Annotated in this window: 26 protein-coding genes, 2 tRNA genes and 1 pseudogene; 22 read left to right on the top strand and 7 right to left on the bottom strand. The window is 63.6% G+C overall.

Annotated features, from left to right (window positions below; genetic code table 11):
• Window positions 1–275 precede the first annotated feature (275 nt).
• From PQ457_RS10660 to PQ457_RS10630, 7 genes are all read left to right on the top strand, one after another.
• Window positions 276–596 (top strand): AtpZ/AtpI family protein, encoded by a 321-nt coding sequence (locus tag PQ457_RS10660; protein ID WP_273616850.1) that lies wholly within the window; start codon window positions 276–278, stop codon window positions 594–596.
• Between the two features lie 93 nt (window positions 597–689).
• Window positions 690–1,478: a F0F1 ATP synthase subunit A gene (locus PQ457_RS10655; RefSeq protein ID WP_273616849.1), complete on the top strand. Its 789-nt coding sequence runs from the start codon at window positions 690–692 to the stop codon at window positions 1,476–1,478.
• 62 nt (window positions 1,479–1,540) lie between these two features.
• The gene (locus PQ457_RS10650; protein ID WP_168603674.1) at window positions 1,541–1,768 is read left to right on the top strand and encodes a F0F1 ATP synthase subunit C; all 228 of its coding nucleotides are present in this window, start codon (window positions 1,541–1,543) and stop codon (window positions 1,766–1,768) included.
• 157 nt (window positions 1,769–1,925) lie between these two features.
• On the top strand, window positions 1,926–2,417 hold the full coding sequence (locus tag PQ457_RS10645; RefSeq protein WP_273616848.1) for a F0F1 ATP synthase subunit B family protein: 492 nt from the start codon (window positions 1,926–1,928) through the stop codon (window positions 2,415–2,417).
• Entirely contained in the window at window positions 2,410–2,964 is a 555-nt protein-coding gene (locus PQ457_RS10640) for a F0F1 ATP synthase subunit B family protein (protein WP_273616847.1), read from the top strand. Before PQ457_RS10645 ends, PQ457_RS10640 begins: the two co-directional genes overlap by 8 nt.
• A gap of 77 nt (window positions 2,965–3,041) precedes the next feature.
• Window positions 3,042–3,236: a DUF4169 family protein gene (locus PQ457_RS10635; protein ID WP_273616846.1), complete on the top strand. Its 195-nt coding sequence runs from the start codon at window positions 3,042–3,044 to the stop codon at window positions 3,234–3,236.
• A 187-nt stretch (window positions 3,237–3,423) separates the two neighbouring features.
• Window positions 3,424–3,777 carry a hypothetical protein gene (locus PQ457_RS10630; RefSeq protein ID WP_273616845.1) on the top strand — a complete coding sequence of 118 codons (354 nt, stop codon included), beginning with the start codon at window positions 3,424–3,426 and terminating at the stop codon, window positions 3,775–3,777.
• Between the two features lie 10 nt (window positions 3,778–3,787).
• Here the strand turns inward: PQ457_RS10630 and gloB are convergent, their stop codons facing one another.
• The gene (gene gloB / locus PQ457_RS10625) at window positions 3,788–4,546 is read right to left on the bottom strand and encodes a hydroxyacylglutathione hydrolase (protein WP_273616844.1); all 759 of its coding nucleotides are present in this window, start codon (window positions 4,544–4,546) and stop codon (window positions 3,788–3,790) included.
• A 310-nt stretch (window positions 4,547–4,856) separates the two neighbouring features.
• The gene (gene rpsA / locus PQ457_RS10620) at window positions 4,857–6,560 is read right to left on the bottom strand and encodes a 30S ribosomal protein S1 (protein ID WP_273616843.1); all 1,704 of its coding nucleotides are present in this window, start codon (window positions 6,558–6,560) and stop codon (window positions 4,857–4,859) included.
• Between the two features lie 387 nt (window positions 6,561–6,947).
• On the opposite strand from rpsA, the gene PQ457_RS10615 reads away from it, so the two are divergent.
• Window positions 6,948–7,391, top strand: a complete 444-nt coding sequence (locus tag PQ457_RS10615) for a hypothetical protein (protein ID WP_273616842.1) — start codon at window positions 6,948–6,950, stop codon at window positions 7,389–7,391.
• On the opposite strand, the gene PQ457_RS10610 is transcribed toward PQ457_RS10615, so the two are convergent.
• From PQ457_RS10610 to aroA, 3 genes are read right to left on the bottom strand one after another with little or no spacing between them, the layout of a single operon-like run.
• Window positions 7,388–8,026 carry a (d)CMP kinase gene (locus PQ457_RS10610; RefSeq protein ID WP_273616841.1) on the bottom strand — a complete coding sequence of 213 codons (639 nt, stop codon included), beginning with the start codon at window positions 8,024–8,026 and terminating at the stop codon, window positions 7,388–7,390. The two genes, PQ457_RS10615 and PQ457_RS10610, sit on opposite strands and share 4 nt — an antisense overlap.
• Window positions 8,023–8,307 (bottom strand): CBU_0592 family membrane protein, encoded by a 285-nt coding sequence (locus PQ457_RS10605; protein ID WP_273616840.1) that lies wholly within the window; start codon window positions 8,305–8,307, stop codon window positions 8,023–8,025. The genes PQ457_RS10610 and PQ457_RS10605 overlap by 4 nt, the downstream gene beginning before the upstream one ends.
• Window positions 8,304–9,608 (bottom strand): 3-phosphoshikimate 1-carboxyvinyltransferase, encoded by a 1,305-nt coding sequence (gene aroA / locus PQ457_RS10600; RefSeq protein WP_273619302.1) that lies wholly within the window; start codon window positions 9,606–9,608, stop codon window positions 8,304–8,306. Before aroA ends, PQ457_RS10605 begins: the two co-directional genes overlap by 4 nt.
• A 248-nt stretch (window positions 9,609–9,856) precedes the next feature.
• Between aroA and PQ457_RS10595 the strand changes: the two genes are divergently transcribed.
• The 12 genes and pseudogenes from PQ457_RS10595 to PQ457_RS10540 all read left to right on the top strand — a co-directional run bounded on the left by PQ457_RS10595 (window position 9,857) and on the right by PQ457_RS10540 (window position 18,856).
• Window positions 9,857–10,174 carry an FYDLN acid domain-containing protein gene (locus PQ457_RS10595; protein ID WP_168603665.1) on the top strand — a complete coding sequence of 106 codons (318 nt, stop codon included), beginning with the start codon at window positions 9,857–9,859 and terminating at the stop codon, window positions 10,172–10,174.
• Window positions 10,175–10,330: 156 nt separating this feature from the next.
• A tRNA-Ala gene (locus tag PQ457_RS10590) sits at window positions 10,331–10,406 on the top strand.
• 23 nt (window positions 10,407–10,429) lie between these two features.
• Window positions 10,430–10,505, top strand: a tRNA-Ala gene (locus PQ457_RS10585).
• Window positions 10,506–10,654: 149 nt separating this feature from the next.
• Window positions 10,655–12,085 carry a signal recognition particle protein gene (ffh, locus tag PQ457_RS10580; protein WP_273616839.1) on the top strand — a complete coding sequence of 477 codons (1,431 nt, stop codon included), beginning with the start codon at window positions 10,655–10,657 and terminating at the stop codon, window positions 12,083–12,085.
• Between the two features lie 26 nt (window positions 12,086–12,111).
• Window positions 12,112–12,471: pseudogene (gene rpsP, locus PQ457_RS10575) on the top strand (30S ribosomal protein S16); the annotation flags it as partial.
• 23 nt (window positions 12,472–12,494) lie between these two features.
• The gene (gene rimM, locus PQ457_RS10570) at window positions 12,495–12,974 is read left to right on the top strand and encodes a ribosome maturation factor RimM (RefSeq protein WP_273619301.1); all 480 of its coding nucleotides are present in this window, start codon (window positions 12,495–12,497) and stop codon (window positions 12,972–12,974) included.
• Window positions 12,971–13,327: a hypothetical protein gene (locus tag PQ457_RS10565; RefSeq protein WP_273616837.1), complete on the top strand. Its 357-nt coding sequence runs from the start codon at window positions 12,971–12,973 to the stop codon at window positions 13,325–13,327. Before rimM ends, PQ457_RS10565 begins: the two co-directional genes overlap by 4 nt.
• 120 nt (window positions 13,328–13,447) lie before the next feature.
• The gene (locus PQ457_RS10560) at window positions 13,448–14,191 is read left to right on the top strand and encodes a TIGR04222 domain-containing membrane protein (protein ID WP_273616836.1); all 744 of its coding nucleotides are present in this window, start codon (window positions 13,448–13,450) and stop codon (window positions 14,189–14,191) included.
• 48 nt (window positions 14,192–14,239) lie between these two features.
• On the top strand, window positions 14,240–14,989 hold the full coding sequence (gene trmD / locus PQ457_RS10555) for a tRNA (guanosine(37)-N1)-methyltransferase TrmD (RefSeq protein WP_273616835.1): 750 nt from the start codon (window positions 14,240–14,242) through the stop codon (window positions 14,987–14,989).
• Complete coding sequence (gene rplS / locus PQ457_RS10550) at window positions 14,986–15,366, top strand: 50S ribosomal protein L19 (protein WP_168603658.1); 381 nt, start codon at window positions 14,986–14,988, stop codon at window positions 15,364–15,366. The genes trmD and rplS overlap by 4 nt, the downstream gene beginning before the upstream one ends.
• A gap of 126 nt (window positions 15,367–15,492) precedes the next feature.
• Window positions 15,493–17,748 (top strand): S9 family peptidase, encoded by a 2,256-nt coding sequence (locus PQ457_RS10545; RefSeq protein WP_273616834.1) that lies wholly within the window; start codon window positions 15,493–15,495, stop codon window positions 17,746–17,748.
• A gap of 82 nt (window positions 17,749–17,830) precedes the next feature.
• Window positions 17,831–18,856 carry an aspartate-semialdehyde dehydrogenase gene (locus PQ457_RS10540; protein WP_273616833.1) on the top strand — a complete coding sequence of 342 codons (1,026 nt, stop codon included), beginning with the start codon at window positions 17,831–17,833 and terminating at the stop codon, window positions 18,854–18,856.
• Window positions 18,857–18,931: 75 nt separating this feature from the next.
• Here the strand turns inward: PQ457_RS10540 and PQ457_RS10535 are convergent, their stop codons facing one another.
• Entirely contained in the window at window positions 18,932–19,600 is a 669-nt protein-coding gene (locus tag PQ457_RS10535) for a hypothetical protein (RefSeq protein WP_273616832.1), read from the bottom strand.
• Between the two features lie 221 nt (window positions 19,601–19,821).
• On the opposite strand from PQ457_RS10535, the gene PQ457_RS10530 reads away from it, so the two are divergent.
• Complete coding sequence (locus PQ457_RS10530) at window positions 19,822–20,124, top strand: EF-hand domain-containing protein (protein WP_273616831.1); 303 nt, start codon at window positions 19,822–19,824, stop codon at window positions 20,122–20,124.
• A gap of 179 nt (window positions 20,125–20,303) precedes the next feature.
• Window positions 20,304–21,083 (top strand): alpha/beta fold hydrolase, encoded by a 780-nt coding sequence (locus tag PQ457_RS10525; protein ID WP_273619300.1) that lies wholly within the window; start codon window positions 20,304–20,306, stop codon window positions 21,081–21,083.
• On the opposite strand, the gene PQ457_RS10520 is transcribed toward PQ457_RS10525, so the two are convergent.
• The gene (locus tag PQ457_RS10520) at window positions 21,073–21,834 is read right to left on the bottom strand and encodes an energy transducer TonB (protein WP_273616830.1); all 762 of its coding nucleotides are present in this window, start codon (window positions 21,832–21,834) and stop codon (window positions 21,073–21,075) included. The genes PQ457_RS10525 and PQ457_RS10520 overlap by 11 nt on opposite strands.
• Between the last annotated feature and the right edge of the window lie 17 nt (window positions 21,835–21,851).

The raw sequence follows: 21,851 nt of genomic DNA, 5'->3' as shown, positions 1-21,851 counted from the left end.
CTGCGGCGGGGCGGATCATGAATGCGGGTGATTCGCGCCCGCATGCCCAGATGTCGGACAATTGCGCGATATTTTCCGGTTCCCGCATTTTCTGTGCATACGTACCCGTCTGAAAATGGCGCGAACGGCTTTATGCTACCTTACTACTACCTAGCGACCGGTTGACTTGGGCCTACCCCCCGCCTAAGGGGCAGGCGCCCTGAGCGGACAGCCGTTGCACAAGGCTCTTTTTGGCCCCACAGTCCACTCCAAGGACAGGCAGGCGGGAGAGAGAATTGAGCGACGAGCCGGAGGCACAGGATCAACGCGGTGAGGATGCGCGCCTTGCGGCTCTCGATGAACGGATTAACGCCGTTCGGGAGCGGGAGGAAATGCGTAAAACGCCGAATGCGGGGGCGCAATCTGACGATAGCTATCGTCTGGGCAACCGGGTTCTGGCCGAACTGATCGCGGGGATCGGTGGCGGTGCGTTCATCGGCTGGACCATAGACCAGTTGATCGGGCGCGGCCATTGGGGTCTGTTGGTGGTGATGGGGCTTGGCACCTTTGCCGCTTTCAGGAACATTATCCGGATTTCCACCCGGCGGTCTGAATGATCCTTGAACAGGGCGCTTGTCCCTGAAGGGGATCGCCCCAAGGATGGGGTAGGCAAGGACCGCACATGATGCATAGGCAAGGGGGCATAAAGCGTGGCCGAACAGGGCAAAGTCGATCCGATGCACCAGTTCATGATCGAGCCGCTTTTTGGCACCGATCACTGGACCATTGCCGGGCATAACATTGCTTTCACCAATTCGGCGCTGTGGATGCTGATCACTTTTGTCGCGCTTTTCGCGTTTGTCGCGGGCGGCGCCAAGGGTCAGACCGTTCCCGGCCGCTGGCAGGTGATGGTTGAAGGGCTGGTTGGCTTTATTGACAACCTGCTGGCCGCCAATGTTGGCCCCAAGGGCAAGAAGTATGTGCCCTACATCTTCTCGCTGTTCAGCTTCATTCTCTTCTCCAACGTTCTGGGTCTGCTGCCGCTGGGCCTGATCAAGGGCGTTCATCCCTTCACGTCGACCAGCCACTTTACGGTGACCGGCGTTCTGGCGATCCTGTCCTTCTCGATCGTCCTGATCGTGGGCTTTGCCCGCCATGGCCTGCACTTTTTCAGCCTGTTTGTGCCGCATGGCACGCCGGCATGGCTGCTCTGGCTGATCCCGGTGATCGAGCTGATCTCGTTCCTCGTGCGTCCCTTCTCTCTCGCGCTTCGTCTGTTCGTTGCGATGATGGCGGGCCACGTGCTGCTCGAAGTGCTTTCCAGCTTTGTGATCAGCTCGACCAATTCGGGCATGCTGTGGGGCACTGTTGTCGGCCTGCCCAGCTTTGCGCTGATGATCGCCATCTGCGCGCTGGAAATTCTGGTTGCCGGCATCCAGGCCTATGTTTTCGCGCTGTTGACCTCGCTGTATCTCAACGACGCCGAAAACCTGCACTAAGTTTTCAAGACGTACATCAAAGCCTTTCAACCAACGAAATTCGTTCAAAAGGAGTTATGGAAATGGAACCTGCAAGCGCAAAGCTGATCGGTGCTGGTCTGGCCGCTATCGGCGCCGGTGTGGCTGCCCTGGGCGTGGGTAACGTGTTCGGTTCGTTCCTCGAATCCGCTCTGCGCAACCCCGGCGCCGCTGATGGCCAGCAGGGCCGTCTGTTCATCGGCTTCGCGGCTGCTGAACTTCTGGGTCTGCTTTCGTTCGTCGTGGCGATGATCCTGATCTTCGTTGCCTGAACGAATACCAAGGTGATACTGGCCGGGGCACCTTGCCCCGGTCGGGATCGCCTTTGATTTTCCCGGCCCCGGATCTTGCCTTTGGGCAATGCCGCGGCCTTGCGGTGATACCGTTTGGGTCCATCCGGCCCGACGCACAGCGACCGGAACCTAAGTGATGCCTCAGATTGCGCAGCTATCCGCAACCTATGCGTCCCAGATCTTCTGGGCGCTGATCTTCTTCGGATTTGTCTTCTTTGTTGTTGGCCGCGGCTTTGTGCCCAAGGTTCAGGCAACGGTGGCAAATCGCGACAAGCAGATCGCTGATGATCTGGCCGCCGCCGAAGCCGCGCGCCGCGCCGCCGAATCGGACGAGGCCAATTGGGCCGCGACCAGCAACAAGCAGCGCGCTCAAGCGCAGGCCCTGATCGCCAAGGCCAAGGCCGACGCCACCAAGGCAAGCGAAGCCCGTCTGGCGCAGGCTGCCGCCGTGGTGGACGAGCGTATCGCGCAAGCCGATGCGCGCCTTGCCGCCGCCCGTGCCGAAGCGCTGGCCGAAATCGAAACCGTTGCCAGCGAAGCGGCCAGCGACATTGTCGCCCGCCTTGCCGGCCTGAGCGTGGATGGCGACGCCGCCCGCGCCGCCGTGAAGGAGGTCCTCCATGGCTGATCTTGCTACTCTGGCCGTTCTGGCTGCTGCCGCCGGTGAAGCCGGTGGTCATGAAGCCGCCGAACCGCTGATGCTGGGCTTTGCCACGGCGCCGCAGATCGTTGCCGCCGCCATGGCGGTGCTGATCCTGATCGCCATCGCGCTCAAGGTTCCCTCGGTGATCACCAAGGGGCTGGATGGCAGCATTGCCGAAATCCGCAAGCAGCTCGACGAAGCCAAGGCGCTGCGCGCCGAAGCGGACAAGCTGCGCGCCGAATATGCCGCCCGTATTGCCGGTGCCGAAAAGGAAGCCGCGCAGCTGGTCGAGCATGCCAAGCATGAAGCCGAAGCGATCATCGCCAAGGCGGAAGCCGACACCACCGCCGTGATTGCGCGCCGCGAGAAGATCGCCGGTGACAAGATCGAGGCGGCCGAACGTGCGGCTGTGGCCGAACTCCAGAACAAGGCGGCCGAAGCGGCTACCTCGGCGGCTCGCGGTCTGATCGCGGGTCGTTACGGGGTCGATGCCGACAAGGCTCAGGTGGACGCGGCCATCGCCGGTCTGTAATCCTGATCCTCGCCGATCTGGTGGAAAGCCCCGCTTCGGCGGGGCTTTTTGCGTTTGGGGCGGGAAAGAGAGGAAGCATGGCGGAAATCATCAATTTACGCATGGCGCGCAAGGCTAAGGCGCGCGGCGAGGCGGAAAATCAGGCGCAGGCCAACCGTGCCCTGCATGGCCAGAACAAGGCCGCGCGGGCAACTGTCAAGGCCGAGAGGCAGCGCGCCGAGCGTCTGCTCGACGGAGCCAGACGAGACGAGCCAGGCAAGGATCAACCGTGATGAGCAAGAAATCGGTCTGAAATCAAACCTGTAATTCGGACTGGGCTGCAATCCTCGATGGTTGCCATCGTCTGCTTTGAGCCATGGGCAAGACTACGTCGTCATTCATTGCGAAATGCAAAGAACCTCTGCGCTAAAGGCCTGCGCTCATTGAGCGGGATCATGCGCAGAAAGAGACGAATGGGCGATGAATTGTCTGAATCTTGCGGCCATCGGCCTTCATCTTGTCTCGGTGCATGACAAGCCGGGCTATAATGATCAGAATTATGGGCTTTATGCCCAAAGCGAATGTGGCTTTATCGCGGGCGGCTATTACAATTCCTATCGGCGGCCCTCTTTCCAGATCGGATGGCGCGCAGAGACGGATCACCTGCCGCTGTTTGTCGAGATCGGCGGCGTCACCGGCTATCCCAACCATCCGGTCGAACCCTATGCGATGGCAGGCATCCGGCTGGGGCCGCTGCGGGTCGGTTTCATCCCGCATGTGACGGGGGTAAACCGGACCTCCGTCGTTCATGCAATGGTGCAGTTCAAACTTTAGCGAGTCCTGCCTAAAAGCTGTTTTTGGCCTCGCGCAGGGTGGCAAAGGCGCTGACCGGATCGCTTCCCCAACGGGTCTGAATATCGGGACTGTCGGCGCGCAGGAAGGGATTCGTCGCCAGTTCGCGCGACAATGGGAAGGGGACGGTTGCCTCGTCGCGCGCGCGCTTTGCGGCTATATCCTCGGCATAGGCGGCCAGCGCTTTGTTGTCCGGGTCGGCGTGCAGCGCGAATCGGGCATTGCCGGCCGTATATTCATGCGCGCAATAAAGCATAGTGGCGGGCGGCAGCGCCTTGATCCGCTCCAGACTGGTCCAGAATTGCGCCGTCGTGCCTTCAAACATTCGCCCGCAGCCCAGCGCGAAAACCGAATCGCCCACAAAGGCCACTGCCGCCTCCGGCAAGTGATAGGCGACATGGCCCAGCGTATGCCCGCCCACATTGATGACCTGCGCAAGGTAGGCTCCCAGCGTCACCGAATCGCCCTGATCCACTGTGCGGTCCACGCCGTCGATCTTGCCCGCATCGCCCGCAGGCGCAGTGACCACACAGCCAGTGGCCGCCTTGATCGCGCCATTTCCGCCCGCATGGTCCTTATGCCAATGTGTGTTCCAGATCTGGGTGATCTTCCAGCCCTTTGCATCGGCCTGACGCATGTATTCCTCGGCATCCGGCGTGTCGATACACACCGTTTCGCCCGAAGCGGGATCATGCAGCAGAAAGCCGTAATTGTCGGAAAGGCAGGGGAATTGGTGGATCTGGAGGGGCATCAGCGCGGTCCTGTAGCGGGGATTCGGGAAGGACTTATGCCTCCGGCGGGAAAAGGGCGAAAGCCCTTTGCAATCCCGATACCGGGGGTGTTTCGTTGGCGGGGTGGTGCCATGCGGCGAAGCCGCTTTTAAAGCCTGCAGCGCGGCGGGCTGGGTGCAAAGGTGAACCCTTGGTGCAACGAAGACAGTTATGGGAGCGCGAGGGTCTAGACTCTCGCATTCAACTCTTCTTTTCACCCAAACAACAAAAAACCCGCCCGGATCGCTCCGAGCGGGTCTTTGTTTTCAGGCTAAGCCCGAAGGATCAAGCTTACTGCTTGGCCTTCAGAGCGGCGCCCAGGATGTCGCCCAGCGAAGCGCCGGCATCCGACGAACCGTACTGTTCGACGGCTTCCTTTTCTTCGTGCAGCTGACGCGCCTTGATCGAGAAGCTGGGCTTCTTCGAACGGTCGAAACCGGTGACCATGGCGTCGATCTTCTGACCGACCTGGAAGCGGTCGGGGCGCTGTTCGTCGCGGTCGCGACCCAGATCCGAACGCTTGATGAAGCCGGTGGCGCCATCGTCGCCAGCCTGCACTTCGAGGCCGCCGTCACGCACTTCGAGCACGGTCACGGTGACAACTTCGTTGCGCTTCAGGTTCGAACCAGCAGCGGTCGAAACGCCGCCGGCAGCCGGGGCGCCCTTTTCGAGCTGCTTGATGCCCAGGCTGATGCGTTCCTTTTCGATGTCCACGTCCAGAACGATCGCCTTGACGCTTTCACCCTTGCGGTGCAGCGCCAGCGCGTCTTCGCCCGAGATGCCCCAGGCGATGTCCGACATGTGGACCATGCCATCGACTTCGCCGTCCAGACCGATGAAGAGGCCGAATTCGGTGGCGTTCTTGACTTCGCCTTCGACGCTCGAACCAACAGGGTGACGCTCTGCGAAAGCTTCCCACGGGTTCTGCTGGGCCTGCTTGAGGCCGAGGCTGATGCGGCGCTTGTCCGAATCGACTTCCAGCACCAGCACGTCGACTTCCTGCGAGGTCGAAACGATCTTGCCGGGGTGGACGTTCTTCTTGGTCCAGGACATTTCCGAAACGTGGACCAGACCTTCGATGCCGGCTTCCAGTTCGACAAACGCACCATATTCGGTGATGTTGGTCACGGTGCCGCGCAGCTTGGCGCCAACCGGGTACTTGGCGGCAACGCCATCCCACGGATCCGATTCCAGCTGCTTCATGCCCAGGCTGATGCGCTGCGTGTCCTGGTTGATGCGGACGATCTGCACGCGGACGGTGTCGCCGATGGCGATCACTTCGCTCGGGTGGTTCACGCGCTTGTAGCTCATGTCGGTGACGTGCAGCAGGCCGTCGATGCCGCCCAGGTCAACGAACGCACCGTAATCGGTGATGTTCTTGACGACGCCGTCGATGATCTGGCCTTCCGACAGGTTCTGGATCAGGCCGCTGCGCTGTTCGGCGCGGGTCTCTTCCAGAACGGCGCGGCGCGACACGACGATGTTGCCACGGCGACGGTCCATCTTGAGGATCTGGAACGGCTGGGGAACGTCGAGCAGCGGGGTGACGTCGCGCACGGGGCGGATGTCGACCTGCGAGCCGGGCAGGAAGGCCACGGCGCCGTCGAGGTCGACGGTGAAGCCGCCCTTGACGCGGCCGAAGATGACGCCTTCAACGCGCTTGCCTTCGCCAAATTCGTTTTCAAGCTTGTCCCAGGCGGCTTCGCGGCGGGCGCGGTCGCGGCTGAGCATGGCTTCGCCGTCGGCGTTTTCGACGCGGTCAACGAAGACTTCGACTTCGTCGCCGACCTTCAGACCGTGGGGCTGGCCGGCCATGGCGAATTCGCGCAGCGGAACGCGGCCTTCGCTCTTAAGGCCTACGTCGATGACGGCCTTGTCGTTTTCGATAGCGGTGATGGTGCCCTTGACTACGCGGCCTTCAAAGCCACCGTTGGCGGCGCCGCCAAGCGATTCGTCAAGGAGAGCCGCGAAATCGTCGCGGGTCGGGGTGCTCATAAAAGAGTCCTTCAAGTCTAACGTTCTTCCGGCCAGGCGGTTGGGAGGGGTGCTCCGTCCGCCGGTCTTTCCTCCGGCATCGCACCATGCGATGGCCGGGCCAAAAAGGGCCGAACCGCCATGGAGGCCGGATGCCATCCACAGCACCCGCCCGCAGCCAAGGCCACGGGCAGACCGGCGGCGACTAGGCCAATCGGGCGCGAAAGGCAAGGAAAATACCGTCCGCCACCTGATCCTTGGTACAGGTGGCGATGGGCGCGACAACACGGTTCGTCTCGCGCCGGGGGCGGACCAGCGAGGTTTGCCGCTCCGTTCATTTTCCGCACAGGACCGCAGCGGTCTGTTCAGATTTCCACTGGATGGAAGCTTTGTGAAGGAGGAGAACCCATGCGTATTTCTTTGGGCCTGATGGGGACGGGTCTGGTGGCGGCGTCTCTCGCGCTTTCGGGCTGCGCGACGACCGGTTCGGTCAAGCGGGCGCAGGCGCGCGCCGATGAAGCCTATGCCAGCGCCCAGCAAGGCAATGGCGCCGCATCGCGCGCGCAGGGCACGGCCGACAATGCCCTTGCGGCCTCGGGCCGGGCGCAAAGCGCGGCCGATGCCGCCAATATGGCCGCGCAAAACGCAGGCAATTCGGCCAGTTCGGCCAATTCACTGGCCGCCGCGGCCGCCGCTGATGCCCGCGCCGCGCGTGAACAGGTGGCCGTGCTGAAGGCGCGGCTGCACAAGCTGGAATCGAAGAACAAGAAGCGCCATCATTCCAAGAGCGCGGCCAAGAAAAAGACCGTGGCCAAGGAGGCCCAGGTCACGCAGGCCCAATTTCACCACTAAGGTGTTTCACCACTAAGGCAGCGCATCTGTTCGACCAGCGCGATGGCGGCGGCAATCGCCGCCTCGCGCCCCAGATCGGATGTGTCGAGGGTGATCGCATCGGGCGCCGGGCGCAAAGGGGCGGCGCTGCGATTGCGGTCGCGTTCGTCGCGGGCGGCCAGGTCGGCCTCAATGTCGGCCAGCGCCACATCGCGCCCCTGCGACAGCATTTCGGCATGGCGGCGCGCGGCCCGTGCGCCCACGCTGGCGATCACGAACAGCTTGGCCGTGGCTTCGGGCGCGATCACCGTGCCGATATCGCGCCCGTCCAGCACCGCCCCGCCGCTTTGCGTGGCAAAGGCGCGCTGGCGTTCATAGAGCGCCTGACGCACGGCGGGATGCACCGAGACCCGACTGGCCAGCCCGCCCGAAGCCTCGGAGCGCAATTCGGGATCGTCGAGCAAGCCGTCGGCAAAGCCGCAGGCCGCCAGCGCATCGCCCGCATCGTCGGGATTGCCGCCATTTGTCGCCACTTGCCGCCCCACCGCGCGATAGAGCAGCCCGGTGTCCAGATGCGGCAGGCCGTAATGCGCGGCCAGCGCCTTGGCGATGGTGCCCTTGCCCGAAGCGGTCGGGCCGTCGACGGCGATGATCATGCGTTTTTTCCTTTGGCCATGATGGCGCGGACAAGGCCGACAAAGGCGATGGCCGACCACAGGCTTTCCAGCGCCAGCGAGGCCGGATTGGTATCGACCAGCAGCGAAATCACCAGCAGCAGCGCGCCGGCCAGATTGGCGCCATGCTGGACAAACGGATTGGGCTCGCGCGTCTTGCCGGTAAAGGCCGTGGTATAGCCATAGGCAAAAACGCAGAGCGCCATGCCCGCAAAACCGCAGGCGGTGGCAACCTCTTCAGGGATTCCGGTAATCAGGCTCATCCGGCCACCAGGCTGGCGAGCAGCGCCTCGAAATTGGGGAAGCTGGTGGCGATCGGGCTGGTGTCGTCGATGGCCACGCCGTTCATGCTGTTGAGCCCGGCGATGGCCATGCTCATGGCGATGCGGTGGTCCAGATGCGTGGCGACATGGATAGCGCCCGACGTGCCGGGGAGGGGCGCGCCGCCCGTGCCTTCGATGATGAGGCCGTCCTCGGTTTCCTGCACATTCGCGCCCGCCAGTTCCAGCGCCACGCGCATCACCGTGATGCGGTCGCTTTCCTTGACGCGCAGTTCCTCAAGGCCCTTGGTAACGGTGCGGCCCTTGGCCTGCGCGGCGGCGACAAAGAGGACGGGGAATTCATCGACCATGCTGGGCACGATGTCGGGATCGACTTCGATGCCATGCAATTGCGAATGGCGCACGCGCAGATCGGCCACCGGTTCGCCGCCCACTTCGCGGGGGTTCACTTCCTCGATGCTGCCGCCCATCTGGCGCAGGACCGTGACAATCCCGGCGCGGGTGGGGTTGAGGCCGACGTTTTCGATCAGCACATCGCTGCCCGGAACGGTGAGCGCGGCGACGATGAAGAAGGCGGCGGAGGAGGGGTCGCCCGGCACCACGATGGTCTGACCCTTCAGTTCGGCGGGGCCGTGGATCTGGATGGTGCGCGTGCCTTCCTCATCGACCTCGACGGTCAGATTCGCGCCAAAGCCGCGCAGCATCCGCTCGGAATGGTCGCGGGTGGGCACCGGCTCGATCACGGTGGTGATGCCCGGCGTATTGAGGCCCGCCAGCAGCACCGCCGATTTGACCTGCGCGCTGGCCATGGGCAGGCGATAGGTGATCGGCACGGCAGGCGATGCGCCGCGCATGGTCAGCGGCAGGCGACCCTCGGTGGAGGTGAAATCCGCACCCATGGTGGAGAGCGGATCGATCACGCGGCCCATCGGGCGCTTCGACAGCGAGGCATCGCCCACAAAGGTGGCGGTGATGCCATGCGAAGCGACAAGGCCCATCAGCAGGCGAGTCGAGGTGCCCGAATTGCCCATGTCGAGCGCGGTTTCCGGTTGCAGCAGGCCGCCTACGCCCACGCCGTTGATGATCCATTCGCCATCATCGGTTTTCTCGATTTTCGCGCCCATAGCCCGCATGGCCGCGGCGGTGGACATCACATCCTCGCCTTCCAGCAGGCCCGTGACCCGCGTTTCGCCCAGCGCCAGCGCGCCCAGCATGATCGAGCGGTGGCTGATCGACTTGTCGCCGGGGACGCGGATCGTGCCGGTCAGCGCGCCTGTGGGCATGAAACGGCGGGGGCGGGGGGTGGCAGAGGCGCTCACGGACAGATTCCTTGGGGCTAAGAAGACTGGGAATGCGAAAAAGGCTTGCGTCACGGGCAGGCACCCGTCAGAAGCGCGCGGCTTTTGACAGCGCGGGGGCTCTATGGCAAGGCGCCAGAGCATGGCAGGGCCGTCATATGGCCCTTCGCGCCAGTTACGCATAGCAATGGATACCGCCCGCCGCTTTGGCTGGGGCAGACATGAGGAATAGCATGGTCAAGCCAGAATGGGGCGCCAAGCACGGCTGCCCGAAGTGCGGCACCCGCTTTTACGATCTGGGCAAGGACGATCCCGTCACTTGCATCGAATGCGGCTATGCCTGGGTTCCCGAACCCGTGCTCAAGAGCAAGCAGCCGATTCCCTTTGAGGAAATCCAGAAGAAGGACGCCGATGAGGTGGCCGACGGCGATCTGGCCGATGAGGATCTGGACATCGATGATGACGGCGATTCGCCGGACAATGATGTCGACCTGGGCGGCGATGACGACCTGGGCGTGTCGGGCCATGATGAAGAGCCCGACGAAGTGTAAGCTCTTGTCCGGAACCTTGGCGGGGCTTTTTTCAGAAAAATGAAATTTCTCGAAAAAAGTTCTTGCCAAGGTTCCGGGGTCGTCCTAGTGGGGCGGCCCGCCGACGAGGCGGAAGCGAAGCAAACCACCCAGGGATGCCTAGCTTATTGAATGAATGGGGCCTTAGCTCAGCTGGGAGAGCGCCTGCATGGCATGCAGGAGGTCAGCGGTTCGATCCCGCTAGGCTCCACCATTCAAACACATACCCATTGGTTCGGGGCCTTAGCTCAGCTGGGAGAGCGCCTGCATGGCATGCAGGAGGTCAGCGGTTCGATCCCGCTAGGCTCCACCAAAGGGAAAGTATCGCTTCATGAAGCGTTACGCTGGCCGACGAATTTACGTCCGCCGGCGTTTTTCGCTTGATGGGAATATGCGCTGATCGGCGAGGTTTCGCCCATCGGCGTTTTTGGCGTAATTTTGCGCTACTGTTGGGGTTGGCTGATGTTCGACGCTCTGTCTGATCGCCTTGGCTCGGTCTTTGATCGGCTGAAGGGGCGCGGTGCGCTCAAGGAACAGGATGTGCGCGATGCGATGCGCGAAGTGCGCATCGCCTTGCTCGAAGCCGACGTGGCCCTGCCGGTGGTGCGCCGGTTTATCGACGATGTGACCGAGAAGGCCGTTGGGCAAAATGTGCTCAAGTCGGTCACGCCCGGTCAGCAGGTCGTCAAGATCGTCAATGACGCGCTGGTCGAGATGCTGGGCGGGCAGGATGTCCCCGGTCTCGATCTGAACGCCGCGCCGCCGGTGGTCATCATGATGGTCGGCCTGCAAGGGTCGGGCAAGACCACCAGCACGGCCAAGCTCGGCAAGCTGCTGAAAGAAAAGCACGGCAAGAAGGTGTTGATGGCGTCGCTCGACGTCAACCGCCCCGCCGCGCAGGAACAGTTGGCCGTTCTGGGCGAGCAGGTGGGCGTTTCGACCCTGCCGATCATTTCGGGCCAGATGCCGACGGCGATCGCCGAACGCGCGATCAATTCGGCCAAGCTTCAGGCTGTGGACGTGCTGCTGCTCGACACGGCGGGCCGTCTGCATGTCGATGCCGCGCTGATGGAAGAGATGAAGGCGGTGGCCGCCATCTCGACCCCGAAGGAAACGCTGCTGGTCGTCGATTCGCTGACCGGTCAGGACGCGGTAAACGTTGCGCAGAGCTTTGCGGGCGAAGTCGATCTGACGGGTGTGATCCTCACCCGTATGGATGGCGATGCGCGCGGCGGTGCGGCGCTTTCGATGCGCGCGGTCACGGGCAAGCCGATCAAGTTTGCCGGTATGGGCGAAAAGCTCGACCAGATCGAGGTGTTCAATCCCGGCCGCGTGGCGGGCCGCATCCTGGGCATGGGCGATATCGTCAGCCTGGTGGAAAAGGCGGCGCAGGCAGTTGAGGCCGAGGACGCCGAAAAGCTGGCCGAGCGTATGGCCAAGGGTCAGTTCGATATGAACGACCTGCGCACCCAGCTGCGCCAGATGCAGAAGATGGGCGGGCTGGGCATGTTGGCCGGTATGCTGCCGGGCATGAAGAAGGCGCAGGCCGCCATGGCCAACAGCGGGATGAACGACCGTACACTGCTGCGCATGGATGCGATCATCGGTTCGATGACGCCCAAGGAACGCGCACGCCCCGAACTGCTCAACGCCAAGCGCAAGATCCGCATCGCCAATGGCTCCGGCACGCAGGTGCAGGAAGTCAACAAGCTCCTGAAAATGCATCAGGAGATGGAAAAGGCGATGAAGCAGATCAAGAAGATGGGCGGGCTCAAGGGCCTGGCCGCTCTGTTTGGCAAGGGTGGCATGGGCGGTCTTGGCGGCCCCGGTGCCGGCGGCCTTCCTGGTCTTGGCGCGGGTGCTCCCGATTTCACAAAGTTTCTCAAGAAATAATTCGAATTTATTGGAAAGGTAAGAAAATGTCGGTTTCTCTGCGTCTCTCGCGTGGCGGCTCCAAGAAGCGCCCCTACTACAAAATCGTTGTTGCCAATTCGACCGCGCCCCGCGATGGCAAGTTCCTGGAGCAGGTCGGCACCTACAACCCGCTGCTCGCCAAGGACAGCGAAGACCGCGTGCGTCTGATCGAAGACCGCGTGAAGTACTGGCTGGGCGTTGGCGCACAGCCGACCGACCGCGTTGCCCGCCTGCTGGACAAGGCCGGTCTGAAGGAACGCGCCCCCACCAACAACCCGAACAAGGCCGAACCCGGCAAGAAGGCCAAGGAACGCGCCGAAGACAAGGCCAAGAAGGCCGCTGAAGCTGCTGAAGCGGCTGCTGCCGAATAATGAGCCGGCCCGTGACAATGGCCGCTGTTGCGGCGGCCCATGGCATCACGGGCGAGGTTCGTCTCAAGCTGTTTGGTGAAGGTGTGGCCGCGCTCAAGGGCTACCAGACCTTCAACAATGGCACGCTGACGCTGAAATCGATCAAGGATGACGGCAAGGGGGGCGCTCTGGCCCGCTTTGCCGAAGTCCCTGATCGAACAGCGGCGGAAAAATTGCGCGGGACGGCGCTGACGGTCCCCCGCTCGGCCATGCCGCCGCTGGCGCCGGGCGAGTATTATTACGCCGACCTGTTGGGTCTGGCGGCCCAATCCACCTCGGGTGCGATGCTGGGCACGGTGGTTGCGGTCGAGAATTTCGGCGCGGGCGACATTCTGGAAATCGAGACGCCCGCGGGCGAAGACGGCAAGAGCCACCGCTTCATGGTGCCTATGCGCGCCGAGGCCGTGCCCGAATGGGACGAGACGCGGGTGCTGATCGAGGACGCCTACGTCGGGTGACCGAGCGCGAGGCGGAGATTGCCGCCTTGGCGCAGGATCTGTCCGGTTTGCGGCGCGTATGGCCGGATATGGCCGTGTCGCAGGATCTCGGGCTTTACTGCGATGACATCATGGAATTCATAATGGCCTTGGCCGATCGCTATGGCGAGTGGGTCTGGGATTGGCCGTGGGCGCGCTTTGCCGATGACCGTGAAGGTGTGGGTTGCCTCGCCATTTTCGGCTTGCCCTGGCTGCTGCTGTGTTGGCTGTTTCGTGCCCGATCACGCGGTTTGCATCAGGTTCAGGGACTGGAACGGCTGGAAATCGGCCATATTGCGGCGGTGCTCGACCGGGGAGTCTGGTTCGAACCCTGAACACTTATGCCGTTGTTTTGCCAAAACCTCCTTATCCCAAATGCATGATTGTACCGTGCTGGTTTGAAGGTTAAAGACTCGCTGGGGTCTTCGCCGCCGGATGGCGGATGAGGAGGGATCATGGCGGGGTTGGACCCGTTTCAATTGAGCGGGGAGCAGTTTCTCGCGATCTATGCCGCGTTGCTGCTGGCGGCGGCGGCGATGGCATGGGTGCTGCCGCATTGGTTGCGCCCCGATGGCAGAATGCTGGCGTTGCAACATCCTTTTGAACTGGCCTGTCTGGCGGGCGGGCCGACGCGCTATGCCGAAACGCTGGTGGTGGGGCTGATGCAGGCGGGGCATCTGGCGCTGCGCGATGACCGCCATTTCGAGCCGCTGCGCCCCACGGCGGGCATCAGCCGGGCCGAGGTGGCAGTGCTTGGCCTGCCGCCCGGAACGGACTGGGCGATGCTCATGACCAGCCTGTGGAGCGCGGTCCATTGGGTCGAACTGCGCCTCATCGCGCGCGGTCTGTGGCTGGACCGGGCGGAATGGTGGCAGATTCGCGGCTGGGCCTGTCTGCCCTATGTGCTGGTGCTGCTGTTTGGCGCGATCCGCTGGGAGGCGGGCCTGCTTCATCATCGGCCGGTGCCTTATCTTGGGTGGCTTGTGCTGGCGGCCCTGCTGGGCGGGGTGGTGCGCTGCGCTACCATCGACCGGCGGACAAGGGGCGGCAGCCGCGTGCTGGCGCGCGCGCGGCGCGAGGCGCGCAACCTGCGCCGCGATGGCGAGCAGGTCCAGATCGCGGTCGCCCTGTTCGGCACCGAGGTTCTGGCGGGCACCCCCTATGAGGCGCTGCACAGGCTGCGCATTCGCCGCCGTTGAGACCCGATGCCCCTTGCAGACCGGCGGCGCAGGGGGCATGGGGGCGCCATGAGCTTTTCCGCCACCGTCCTGACGCTTTATCCCGACATGTTCCCAGGCCCGCTGGGGGTCAGCCTTGCCGGCCGCGCGCGTGAGGAGGGCAAGTGGGCCATTGACGCGGTGCAGATCCGCGACTTTGCACAGGACAAGCACCGCACCGTGGACGACACGCCTGCGGGCGGCGGGGCCGGGATGGTGCTGAAAGTCGATGTGCTGGCGCGCGCGATCGACCATGCGCGCGCGAATGGGCCGATGGGGCGGCCCGTCATCGCCATGACGCCGCGCGGGCGGCCCCTGACTCAGGCGCGCGTGCGCGAATTGGCCGCCGGGCCGGGGGTGATCGTACTTTGCGGGCGATTTGAAGGGTTTGACGAGCGGATTTTCGCCGGACGCGATGTCGAGGAGGTTTCGATCGGCGATATTATCCTCTCCGGCGGCGAACCTGCGGCAATTATGCTTCTGGATGCTTGCATTCGGCTGCTTCCCGGCGTAATGGGCGCGGCCTCTAGTGGGGATGATGAGTCGTTCGAAAACGGATTGCTCGAATATCCCCACTATACCCGACCCAATGATTGGGAAGGGCGATTGATCCCTGAAGTGCTGCGATCGGGGGATCATGGAAAGATCGATGCCTGGCGGAAACAACAGGCGCTCGACGATACTCGGTCACGCAGGCCCGACCTTTGGGAGCGCTACGGTGGTGCTTCGGGTCAGTCTGCCTCTGGCGCGCGGCGCAAAACGAAGGATTTGGGTCAATGAACCTGATTCAGCAGATCGAAGCCGAAGAAATCGCCAAGGCGCTTTCGGCTACGGGCAAGGAAATTCCGGAATTCCGCGCTGGCGACACGCTGCGCGTCGGCGTGAAGGTTATCGAAGGCGACCGCACCCGCGTTCAGGCCTATGAAGGCGTGGTGATCGCTCGCTCGAACCGCGGCATCAACTCGAACTTCACCGTGCGCAAGATGTCGTTCGGCGAAGGCGTGGAGCGCGTATTCCCGCTCTACTCGCCCAACATCGAATCGATTACCGTGGTCCGCCGCGGTGTCGTGCGTCGTGCCAAGCTGTACTATCTGCGCGGCCGCACCGGCAAACGCGCACGTATCGCCGAGCGCCGCGACCCCCGCACGGCGGGCTGAGCCGGAACAGCAGTTCCCCAGCCAACCAGCGGAACATCGTGAAAGGGCGCCTCGGCCAAGACAGCCGGGGCGCCCTTTTGCTTGCGCGCCTTATCTCCAATACTTCGACAGGTTTCTCTCCTTGCCATGCGCTTTCCCGCTCTCCTGCTTGCTGCAGCGGCACTCGTGCCTGCGCCCCTCGCTTTTGCGCAGGGGGTTGCTGTGAACGCGCCTGCCGCCGCTGGGCTGACGTTCGAGCGGGTGTTTGCCAGCCCTTCGCTCAATGGCCCCGCGCCGCGCGGGGTCAAGCTGTCGCCGGACGGGCGCTATCTGACGCTGCTGCGCAACCGCGCCAATGACCGCGAACGCTATGATCTGTGGGGCTATGACCGCCAGAACGGGCAGTGGCGGATGCTGGTCGATTCCGAAAAGCTGTCGTCGGGCCGCGCCTTGTCCGAAGCGGAGAAGATGCAGCGCGAGCGTCAGCGGATCGGCGACCTCAAGGGCATCGTCACCTACAGTTGGGCGGCCGACGGCAAGAGCGTGCTGGTGCCGCTCGATGGCGATTTGTTGCTGGCGGGGCTGGATGGTTCGGTGCGCAAGGTCGAAGGGGTGGGGGGCGATGCGCTCAACCCGCGCCTCAGCCCGCGCGGCGGTTTCGTCTCCTTTGTCCGTGACCGCCGCCTCTGGGTGGTGCCGGTTGATGGCGGCGCCCCGCGCGCGATCACGCCCGCCGAAACCAGCTCGACCGTCCATTGGGGCGAGGCCGAATTTGTCGCGCAGGAGGAAATGGCCCGCCTGACCGGCGCATGGTGGTCGGGCGATGACAAGCATGTGGCGGTTGAACGTTTCGACGAGGCCCGTGTGGGCGTTGTCACCCGCGCGGCTATTGGCGCGACCGGGACCAAGACCTTTGACCAGCGCTATCCGGCTGCGGGCACGCCCAATGCCGAAGTGTCGCTCTATGTCGTCAGCCCCGATGACGGCGTTGATGGTCAAAAGGGGCCGGTCAAGGTCGATCTTGGCTCGGACCCCGACATCTATCTGGCCCGCGTCGATTGGGCGCCCGATGGCAAGACGCTCTATGTCCAGCGCGAGGATCGGGCGCAGACCCGCCTCGACATGCTCAAGGTCGATCCGGCCACGGGCAAGTCCGAGGTGCTGTTTACCGAAACTGCGCGCGCGAAGAGCTGGATCAACCTGACCGACAATTACCGCTTCCTGCGTGATGGCAGCCTGATCTGGTGGAGCGAGCGGGACGGTTTTGGCCATCTCTATCGTCTGTCTGGCGGCAAGTGGCGGCAGCTCACTCATGGGCGTTGGATGGTGACTTCGCTGGACGGGGTGGATGAAAAGGGCGGCAGGCTCTTTTTCACCGCCACCAAGGACGATGTGCTGGCCCATCAGGTTTATTCGCTGGATTACAACCATCCGGGCGAGCCGAAGCGCCTGACCGATCCGGCCTATATGAACAGCGCGAGCATGGATCGCGCCGGGCAGACGCTGGTGGTGACGCGCAGCGCCCAGAACCAGCCTGCGCAGACTTATCTGGCGGATGGCACGGGGCGGCGCCTTGCGTGGGTTGAGGAAAACCGCGTGGATGCGGGTCATCCCTACGCGCCCTTCCTTGCCGCCCATCGCGCACCCACTTTCGGCACGATCAAGGCGCAGGACGGCAGCGACCTGCACTGGAAGATGATTACGCCGGTGATGGAGCGGGGCAAGCGCTATCCGGTGTTCTTTGAACATTACGGCGGCCCGCATGTTCAGGTGGTCAACAAGGGCTGGTCGGGCGCGCTGGCGCAGGCCATCGTGGCCAAGGGCTATATCTATTTCGAGATCGACAACCGGGGCAGCGCGAACCGGGGCGTCGATTTTGAAAGCCAGATCTGGCAGGCGATGGGCACGGTCGAGGTGGCCGACCAGATCGCCGGGGCCGATTACCTCAAGAGCCTGCCCTTCGTGGATGCCAGCAAGATCGCCACCTATGGCTGGTCCTATGGCGGCTATATGACGCTCAAGCTGCTGGAGGCGCATCCGGGTGCCTTTGCCGCCGGGATTTCCGGCGCGCCGGTGACGAAGTGGGAATTGTACGACACCCACTATACCGAGCGCTATATGGGCGACCCGCGGCAGGTTCCTGCCGCCTACAAGGCTTCGGACGCCATTGATAAATCCGATGTGATCCGCGATCCGCTGCTGCTGATCCACGGATTGTCGGATGACAATGTGGTCTTTGAAAACTCCTCGGCGCTGATCGCCAAGATGCAGAACGAGGCCACACCTTTCGAGATGATGCTCTATCCCGGCCATACCCACCGCGTGGGCGGGCCAAAGGTCAGCGTCCATCTCTGGAACACGATTTTCGCTTTCCTGGCACGGCATGGAGTGACGCCGCCGTAATTCTCTAGCCAGTTGTTGTAATGCGGCTTTGCGTCTCAGGCCGCGTGAAACGGGCCCCGTTTGGGCCGCAGGAGTGAATGACATGGGTTATCGGGTTGTCGTCGTTGGCGCCACGGGCAATGTGGGCCGCGAAATGCTCAACATCCTTGCCGAGCGGGAATTCCCCATTGCCGAAATCGCGGCGGTGGCTTCGCCCCGTTCGCAGGGCACCGAGATCGATTTCGGCGAAACCGGCAAGAAGCTGAAGGTTCAGAACATCGAACACTTCGACTTCACCGGCTGGGACATCGCCCTGTTTGCCGCAGGCAGCGCGCCCACCAAGATCTATGCCCCCAAGGCCGCCTCGCAGGGCTGCGTGGTGATCGACAATTCGTCGCTCTATCGCATGGACCCGGACGTTCCGCTGATCGTGCCCGAGGTGAACCCGGAAGCCATCGACGGCTATAAGGCGCGCAACATCATCGCCAACCCCAACTGCTCGACCGCGCAGATGGTTGTGGCTCTCAAGCCCCTGCACGACAAGGCCAAGATCAAGCGCGTCGTGGTCGCCACCTATCAGTCGGTGTCGGGCGCGGGCAAGGAAGGCATGGACGAGCTGTTCGAACAGAGCCGCGCGATCTTTGTCGGCGATCCGGTCGAGGCCAAGAAGTTCACCAAGCAGATCGCCTTCAACGTGATCCCGCACATCGACGTTTTCCTTGATGACGGCTACACCAAGGAAGAATGGAAGATGGTGGCCGAAACCAAGAAGATCCTTGATCCCAAGGTGAAGCTGACGGCAACCTGCGTGCGCGTGCCGGTGTTCATCGGCCACTCCGAAGCGCTGAACATCGAATTCGAAAACGAGATCAGCGCCGCCGAAGCTCAGGACATCCTGCGCGAAGCCCCCGGCGTGATGCTGGTCGATAAGCGCGAAAACGGCGGCTACGTGACGCCGGTGGAATGCGTGGGCGATTATGCCACCTTCATCAGCCGCGTGCGTGAAGACAGCACCGTCGAAAACGGCCTGTCGCTGTGGTGCGTTTCGGACAACCTGCGCAAGGGCGCGGCGCTGAACGCGGTGCAGATCGCCGAACTGCTGGGCCGCCGTCACCTCAAGAAGGGCTGATCGGCGCGCCATTCACGGCCAAAATGAAGGGGTGGGACAGGCGCGACCTGTCCCACCCCTTTGCATTTGCGGGGCTTAATTCACACGCTGGGTCACTGTAGTGGTCGTGGTGGCCACAGGGCCTGTGACACGGGTGCTGTGCGCGGGCTTTTTCACAACCCGCGTCCGCACCACCTTCCTGGCGGCCACGCGCCCGGTGTTCTGCGTGGTCACTGTGGTTTCCACGGCGGCTTTCTGCTCCATGGCGGCCTGAGCGCTGGCGCGGGCGGCCATGGCTTCCTGCTGGGCGGCTTGGGCGGCCTGTTCGGCATTGGCGGCGCGCTCATTGGCGGCGGCCACCTGCTGGGCTGCGGCCTGCTGCGTTGCCTCGCTGGCCTGCGCCTGAGCGATGGCGGCATCGGTCTTGGCCGCCTCGACGCGGGCGGCGGTGTGCTCGGCCTTCATGCGCTGGGCCTGGCCAAGGTTGGCATCGGCGATCATTGCGGCATGATTGGCGGTTTCAATTGCCTCTTCCTTGCGCCCGGCTGAAAGGTCCTCGCGCGCATCGGCCAATGCCTGCTTGGCCTTGGCCTGATCAACGGCCAGCAGCGTGTCCGCGCCTGCGGTATCGGCGGCGCTGATCTTGGCCTCGGCCACGGCAATGGCCTTTTTCGCGCGGTCGGCCTTGCCCTCGGCCATGGCCGGGGTGCTCCATGCCACGGCCAACATAGTGGCGGCGAGCAGCGTGCTGTGAAGCGGCTTCATGGGTCAACTCCTCTCGAACATGGACCATGCCCAAAAAAAGAGTCCGGTGAGGCGATGGTTCCACGCGACGGGGCGATGCGCGCGTCAGGCATAGCCCGACTTTAGGCTAAATGACCGAGAAGCGGACAAAAAATGCATGAGCAGAATTACGCATACCGGACGCCTGTCCGAAAAGCTAGGTCGCGCCGCGCGGGGGTGGGGACTTTCGCATAGGAGGAGTTATGAATATCCGTTTGGGCCTCGCTGCTGTGGTTCTGGCCCTTGCCGGCGCCTCGCAGGCCAATGCCGCTGCTGCCGGTGACATCGCGCTGGCCGAGATCCTGCCGCATGTGCCGCGCGATGCCGATGGCAAGGTCACGCGCGAAGCCTTCGTCGCCTATATGGAAACCGCCTTTGACCGCGCCGATACCGCCAAGAGCGGCCAGATCGACCCGGCCCGGCTCAAGCGCGCCAGTGCAGCGCGCGCCTGTTCGCCGATGTTCGGCCCGCGCTATGTGCCCGGCGCCTCGCTGACCGGCTGCTGAACCAGACGACAGATCATGCAGGGCGGGCGCAACCCGCCCTGTTTCCTCTCGCGCCTTTGGAGCGCCTTTCCTTGATCCATGAATATTTTCAGGCATCGGCTGGCACAAGCCGCTTGCCCCTTTGGCTTTTCCGCGCCTATCGCGATCTCCTTGCCCATTCGCCCGAAGAGGATGTCGTCATGCCCGAAACCGTCACCACCAGCTATTTTCGCGGTTGGGCAGGCACGAGGCTGGCGCTCCACCGGATGGGGCCTGCATCGGGAGGGAGCGGGCGGCCCTTGCTGCTGTTCCACGGGTTGTTTTCCTCGGCGGCGATCAACTGGGTCAAATATGGCCATGCCGAAAGGCTGGCGCAGGCCGGGTTCGAGGTCATCATGCCCGATCTGCGCGCCCATGGCATGAGCGAGGCGCCCCATGACGCCACCGCTTACCCTGAGGATGTGCTGGTCACCGATGCGCTGATGCTGGTGCGCGAACTGGGGCTGGAGCCGGGCGGTTTTGAACTGGGCGGTTTTTCGCTCGGCTCGCGCACGGCCACGCGTGCGGTGCTGGCGGGGCTTGAACCGCGCCGGTTGATTCTGGCGGGCATGGGGCTGGAAGGGCTGGCGGGATGGGCGCGGCGCAGCGCCTTTTTCCTCGACGCCATCGCGCGTTACGGCACGATCAAGCACGGCGATCCGGCCTATGTCGCCCAACAGTTCATGAAGGCGCAAAAGGTCGATCTGCGCGCCGCCGAACTGCTGCTGCAATCGGTGGACGATACGCCGCCTGCGGATCTGGCCGGGATCACCATGCCCACCTTGGTGGTTTGCGGCGCGGTGGACCATGACAATGGCAGCGCCCCGCGTCTGGCCCAGACCCTGCCCAATGCGCGCTATGCCGAAATCCCCGGCACGCATATGAGCAGCGTGACCCAGAAGGAACTGGGCCAGCAAATGGTGGAATTTCTTACTTCCTGAGGCTGAAGGGAATTTTCAGGAAACCGCGCAGCATCACCGCCTCGCCGCCGCGCATCATCGGGGTCCAGCGCCATTTGCGCACAGCCTCCAGCGCGGCCTTGTCGAGGCGGGGAAAGCCGCTGCTGTTGGTAACCGAGATTTCGGCCACGCGCCCATCCGTGCCGACCAGCAGGCCGAGCGTGACGGTGCCTTCTTCCATATTCCGGCGCGATTCCAGCGGATAGGAGGGCGGGGTGAAGGAGAGGATGCGCGCGCCCAGATCGCCCACTTCGGCCGGTCCCGCAGGCACCTTGGGCGCGGCGGCGGCAACCGGGGCGGGCGCGGGCGGAGCAGGCGGCGCGGGGGGCTGGGCTGCCGCCTCCTGACCCACGGCGATCGCCACGGCCAGCGGCGGGGTGGGGGCCTCGGGCTGGGGCTGGGCCACGGCCTGGGGCAATTGCGGCATATCGACCTCCTTGGCCACCGGCTTGCTCTGCGGCGCGGAAGGCGGGGGCGGGGCGGTCAGGTCCATCGTTACGATATGATGTTCGCGCTTGGCATGGGGGGCGACATTGACCCAGACCATCGCGGAAAACAGCAGGCCCATCGCCAGCGCCGATGCCACCATCGCGCCGCCGCGGGGGCGCTGCGCCTGCTGGGCATAACGGGCGCTGGGCACAAAGGGGGCGGCCGATGCGGGAGCGGCAAAGCCGGCGCGCGCCTCATGGCCAAGCGGGCCGTAATGGGCGGAAAACTCGGCTTCGTCGGTCACTCGGAAGGCGTACATGG

This window comes from Novosphingobium humi, assembly GCF_028607105.1.
GTDB classification, from domain to species: domain Bacteria; phylum Pseudomonadota; class Alphaproteobacteria; order Sphingomonadales; family Sphingomonadaceae; genus Novosphingobium; species Novosphingobium humi.
This window is presented reverse-complemented; position numbering and strand designations above follow the sequence as displayed.

What these genes read in the sequence shown, in the direction of transcription:
- PQ457_RS10525 (WP_273619300.1), top strand. Translation starts at nt 20,304, where the DNA reads ATGCCCGAAACCGTCACCACCAGCTATTTTCGCGGTTGGGCAGGCACG.
- PQ457_RS10605 (WP_273616840.1), bottom strand. Translation starts at nt 8,307, where the DNA reads ATGAGCCTGATTACCGGAATCCCTGAAGAGGTTGCCACCGCCTGCGGT.
- PQ457_RS10545 (WP_273616834.1), top strand. Translation starts at nt 15,493, where the DNA reads ATGCGCTTTCCCGCTCTCCTGCTTGCTGCAGCGGCACTCGTGCCTGCG.
- gloB (WP_273616844.1), bottom strand. Translation starts at nt 4,546, where the DNA reads ATGCCCCTCCAGATCCACCAATTCCCCTGCCTTTCCGACAATTACGGC.
- PQ457_RS10645 (WP_273616848.1), top strand. Translation starts at nt 1,926, where the DNA reads ATGCCTCAGATTGCGCAGCTATCCGCAACCTATGCGTCCCAGATCTTC.
- PQ457_RS10530 (WP_273616831.1), top strand. Translation starts at nt 19,822, where the DNA reads ATGAATATCCGTTTGGGCCTCGCTGCTGTGGTTCTGGCCCTTGCCGGC.
- PQ457_RS10630 (WP_273616845.1), top strand. Translation starts at nt 3,424, where the DNA reads ATGAATTGTCTGAATCTTGCGGCCATCGGCCTTCATCTTGTCTCGGTG.
- rimM (WP_273619301.1), top strand. Translation starts at nt 12,495, where the DNA reads ATGGCCGCTGTTGCGGCGGCCCATGGCATCACGGGCGAGGTTCGTCTC.
- PQ457_RS10615 (WP_273616842.1), top strand. Translation starts at nt 6,948, where the DNA reads ATGCGTATTTCTTTGGGCCTGATGGGGACGGGTCTGGTGGCGGCGTCT.
- PQ457_RS10535 (WP_273616832.1), bottom strand. Translation starts at nt 19,600, where the DNA reads ATGAAGCCGCTTCACAGCACGCTGCTCGCCGCCACTATGTTGGCCGTG.
- aroA (WP_273619302.1), bottom strand. Translation starts at nt 9,608, where the DNA reads ATGCCCACAGGCGCGCTGACCGGCACGATCCGCGTCCCCGGCGACAAG.
- PQ457_RS10635 (WP_273616846.1), top strand. Translation starts at nt 3,042, where the DNA reads ATGGCGGAAATCATCAATTTACGCATGGCGCGCAAGGCTAAGGCGCGC.
- PQ457_RS10540 (WP_273616833.1), top strand. Translation starts at nt 17,831, where the DNA reads ATGGGTTATCGGGTTGTCGTCGTTGGCGCCACGGGCAATGTGGGCCGC.
- rplS (WP_168603658.1), top strand. Translation starts at nt 14,986, where the DNA reads ATGAACCTGATTCAGCAGATCGAAGCCGAAGAAATCGCCAAGGCGCTT.
- PQ457_RS10650 (WP_168603674.1), top strand. Translation starts at nt 1,541, where the DNA reads ATGGAACCTGCAAGCGCAAAGCTGATCGGTGCTGGTCTGGCCGCTATC.
- PQ457_RS10640 (WP_273616847.1), top strand. Translation starts at nt 2,410, where the DNA reads ATGGCTGATCTTGCTACTCTGGCCGTTCTGGCTGCTGCCGCCGGTGAA.
- PQ457_RS10560 (WP_273616836.1), top strand. Translation starts at nt 13,448, where the DNA reads ATGGCGGGGTTGGACCCGTTTCAATTGAGCGGGGAGCAGTTTCTCGCG.
- rpsA (WP_273616843.1), bottom strand. Translation starts at nt 6,560, where the DNA reads ATGAGCACCCCGACCCGCGACGATTTCGCGGCTCTCCTTGACGAATCG.
- trmD (WP_273616835.1), top strand. Translation starts at nt 14,240, where the DNA reads ATGAGCTTTTCCGCCACCGTCCTGACGCTTTATCCCGACATGTTCCCA.
- ffh (WP_273616839.1), top strand. Translation starts at nt 10,655, where the DNA reads ATGTTCGACGCTCTGTCTGATCGCCTTGGCTCGGTCTTTGATCGGCTG.
- PQ457_RS10595 (WP_168603665.1), top strand. Translation starts at nt 9,857, where the DNA reads ATGGTCAAGCCAGAATGGGGCGCCAAGCACGGCTGCCCGAAGTGCGGC.
- PQ457_RS10610 (WP_273616841.1), bottom strand. Translation starts at nt 8,026, where the DNA reads ATGATCATCGCCGTCGACGGCCCGACCGCTTCGGGCAAGGGCACCATC.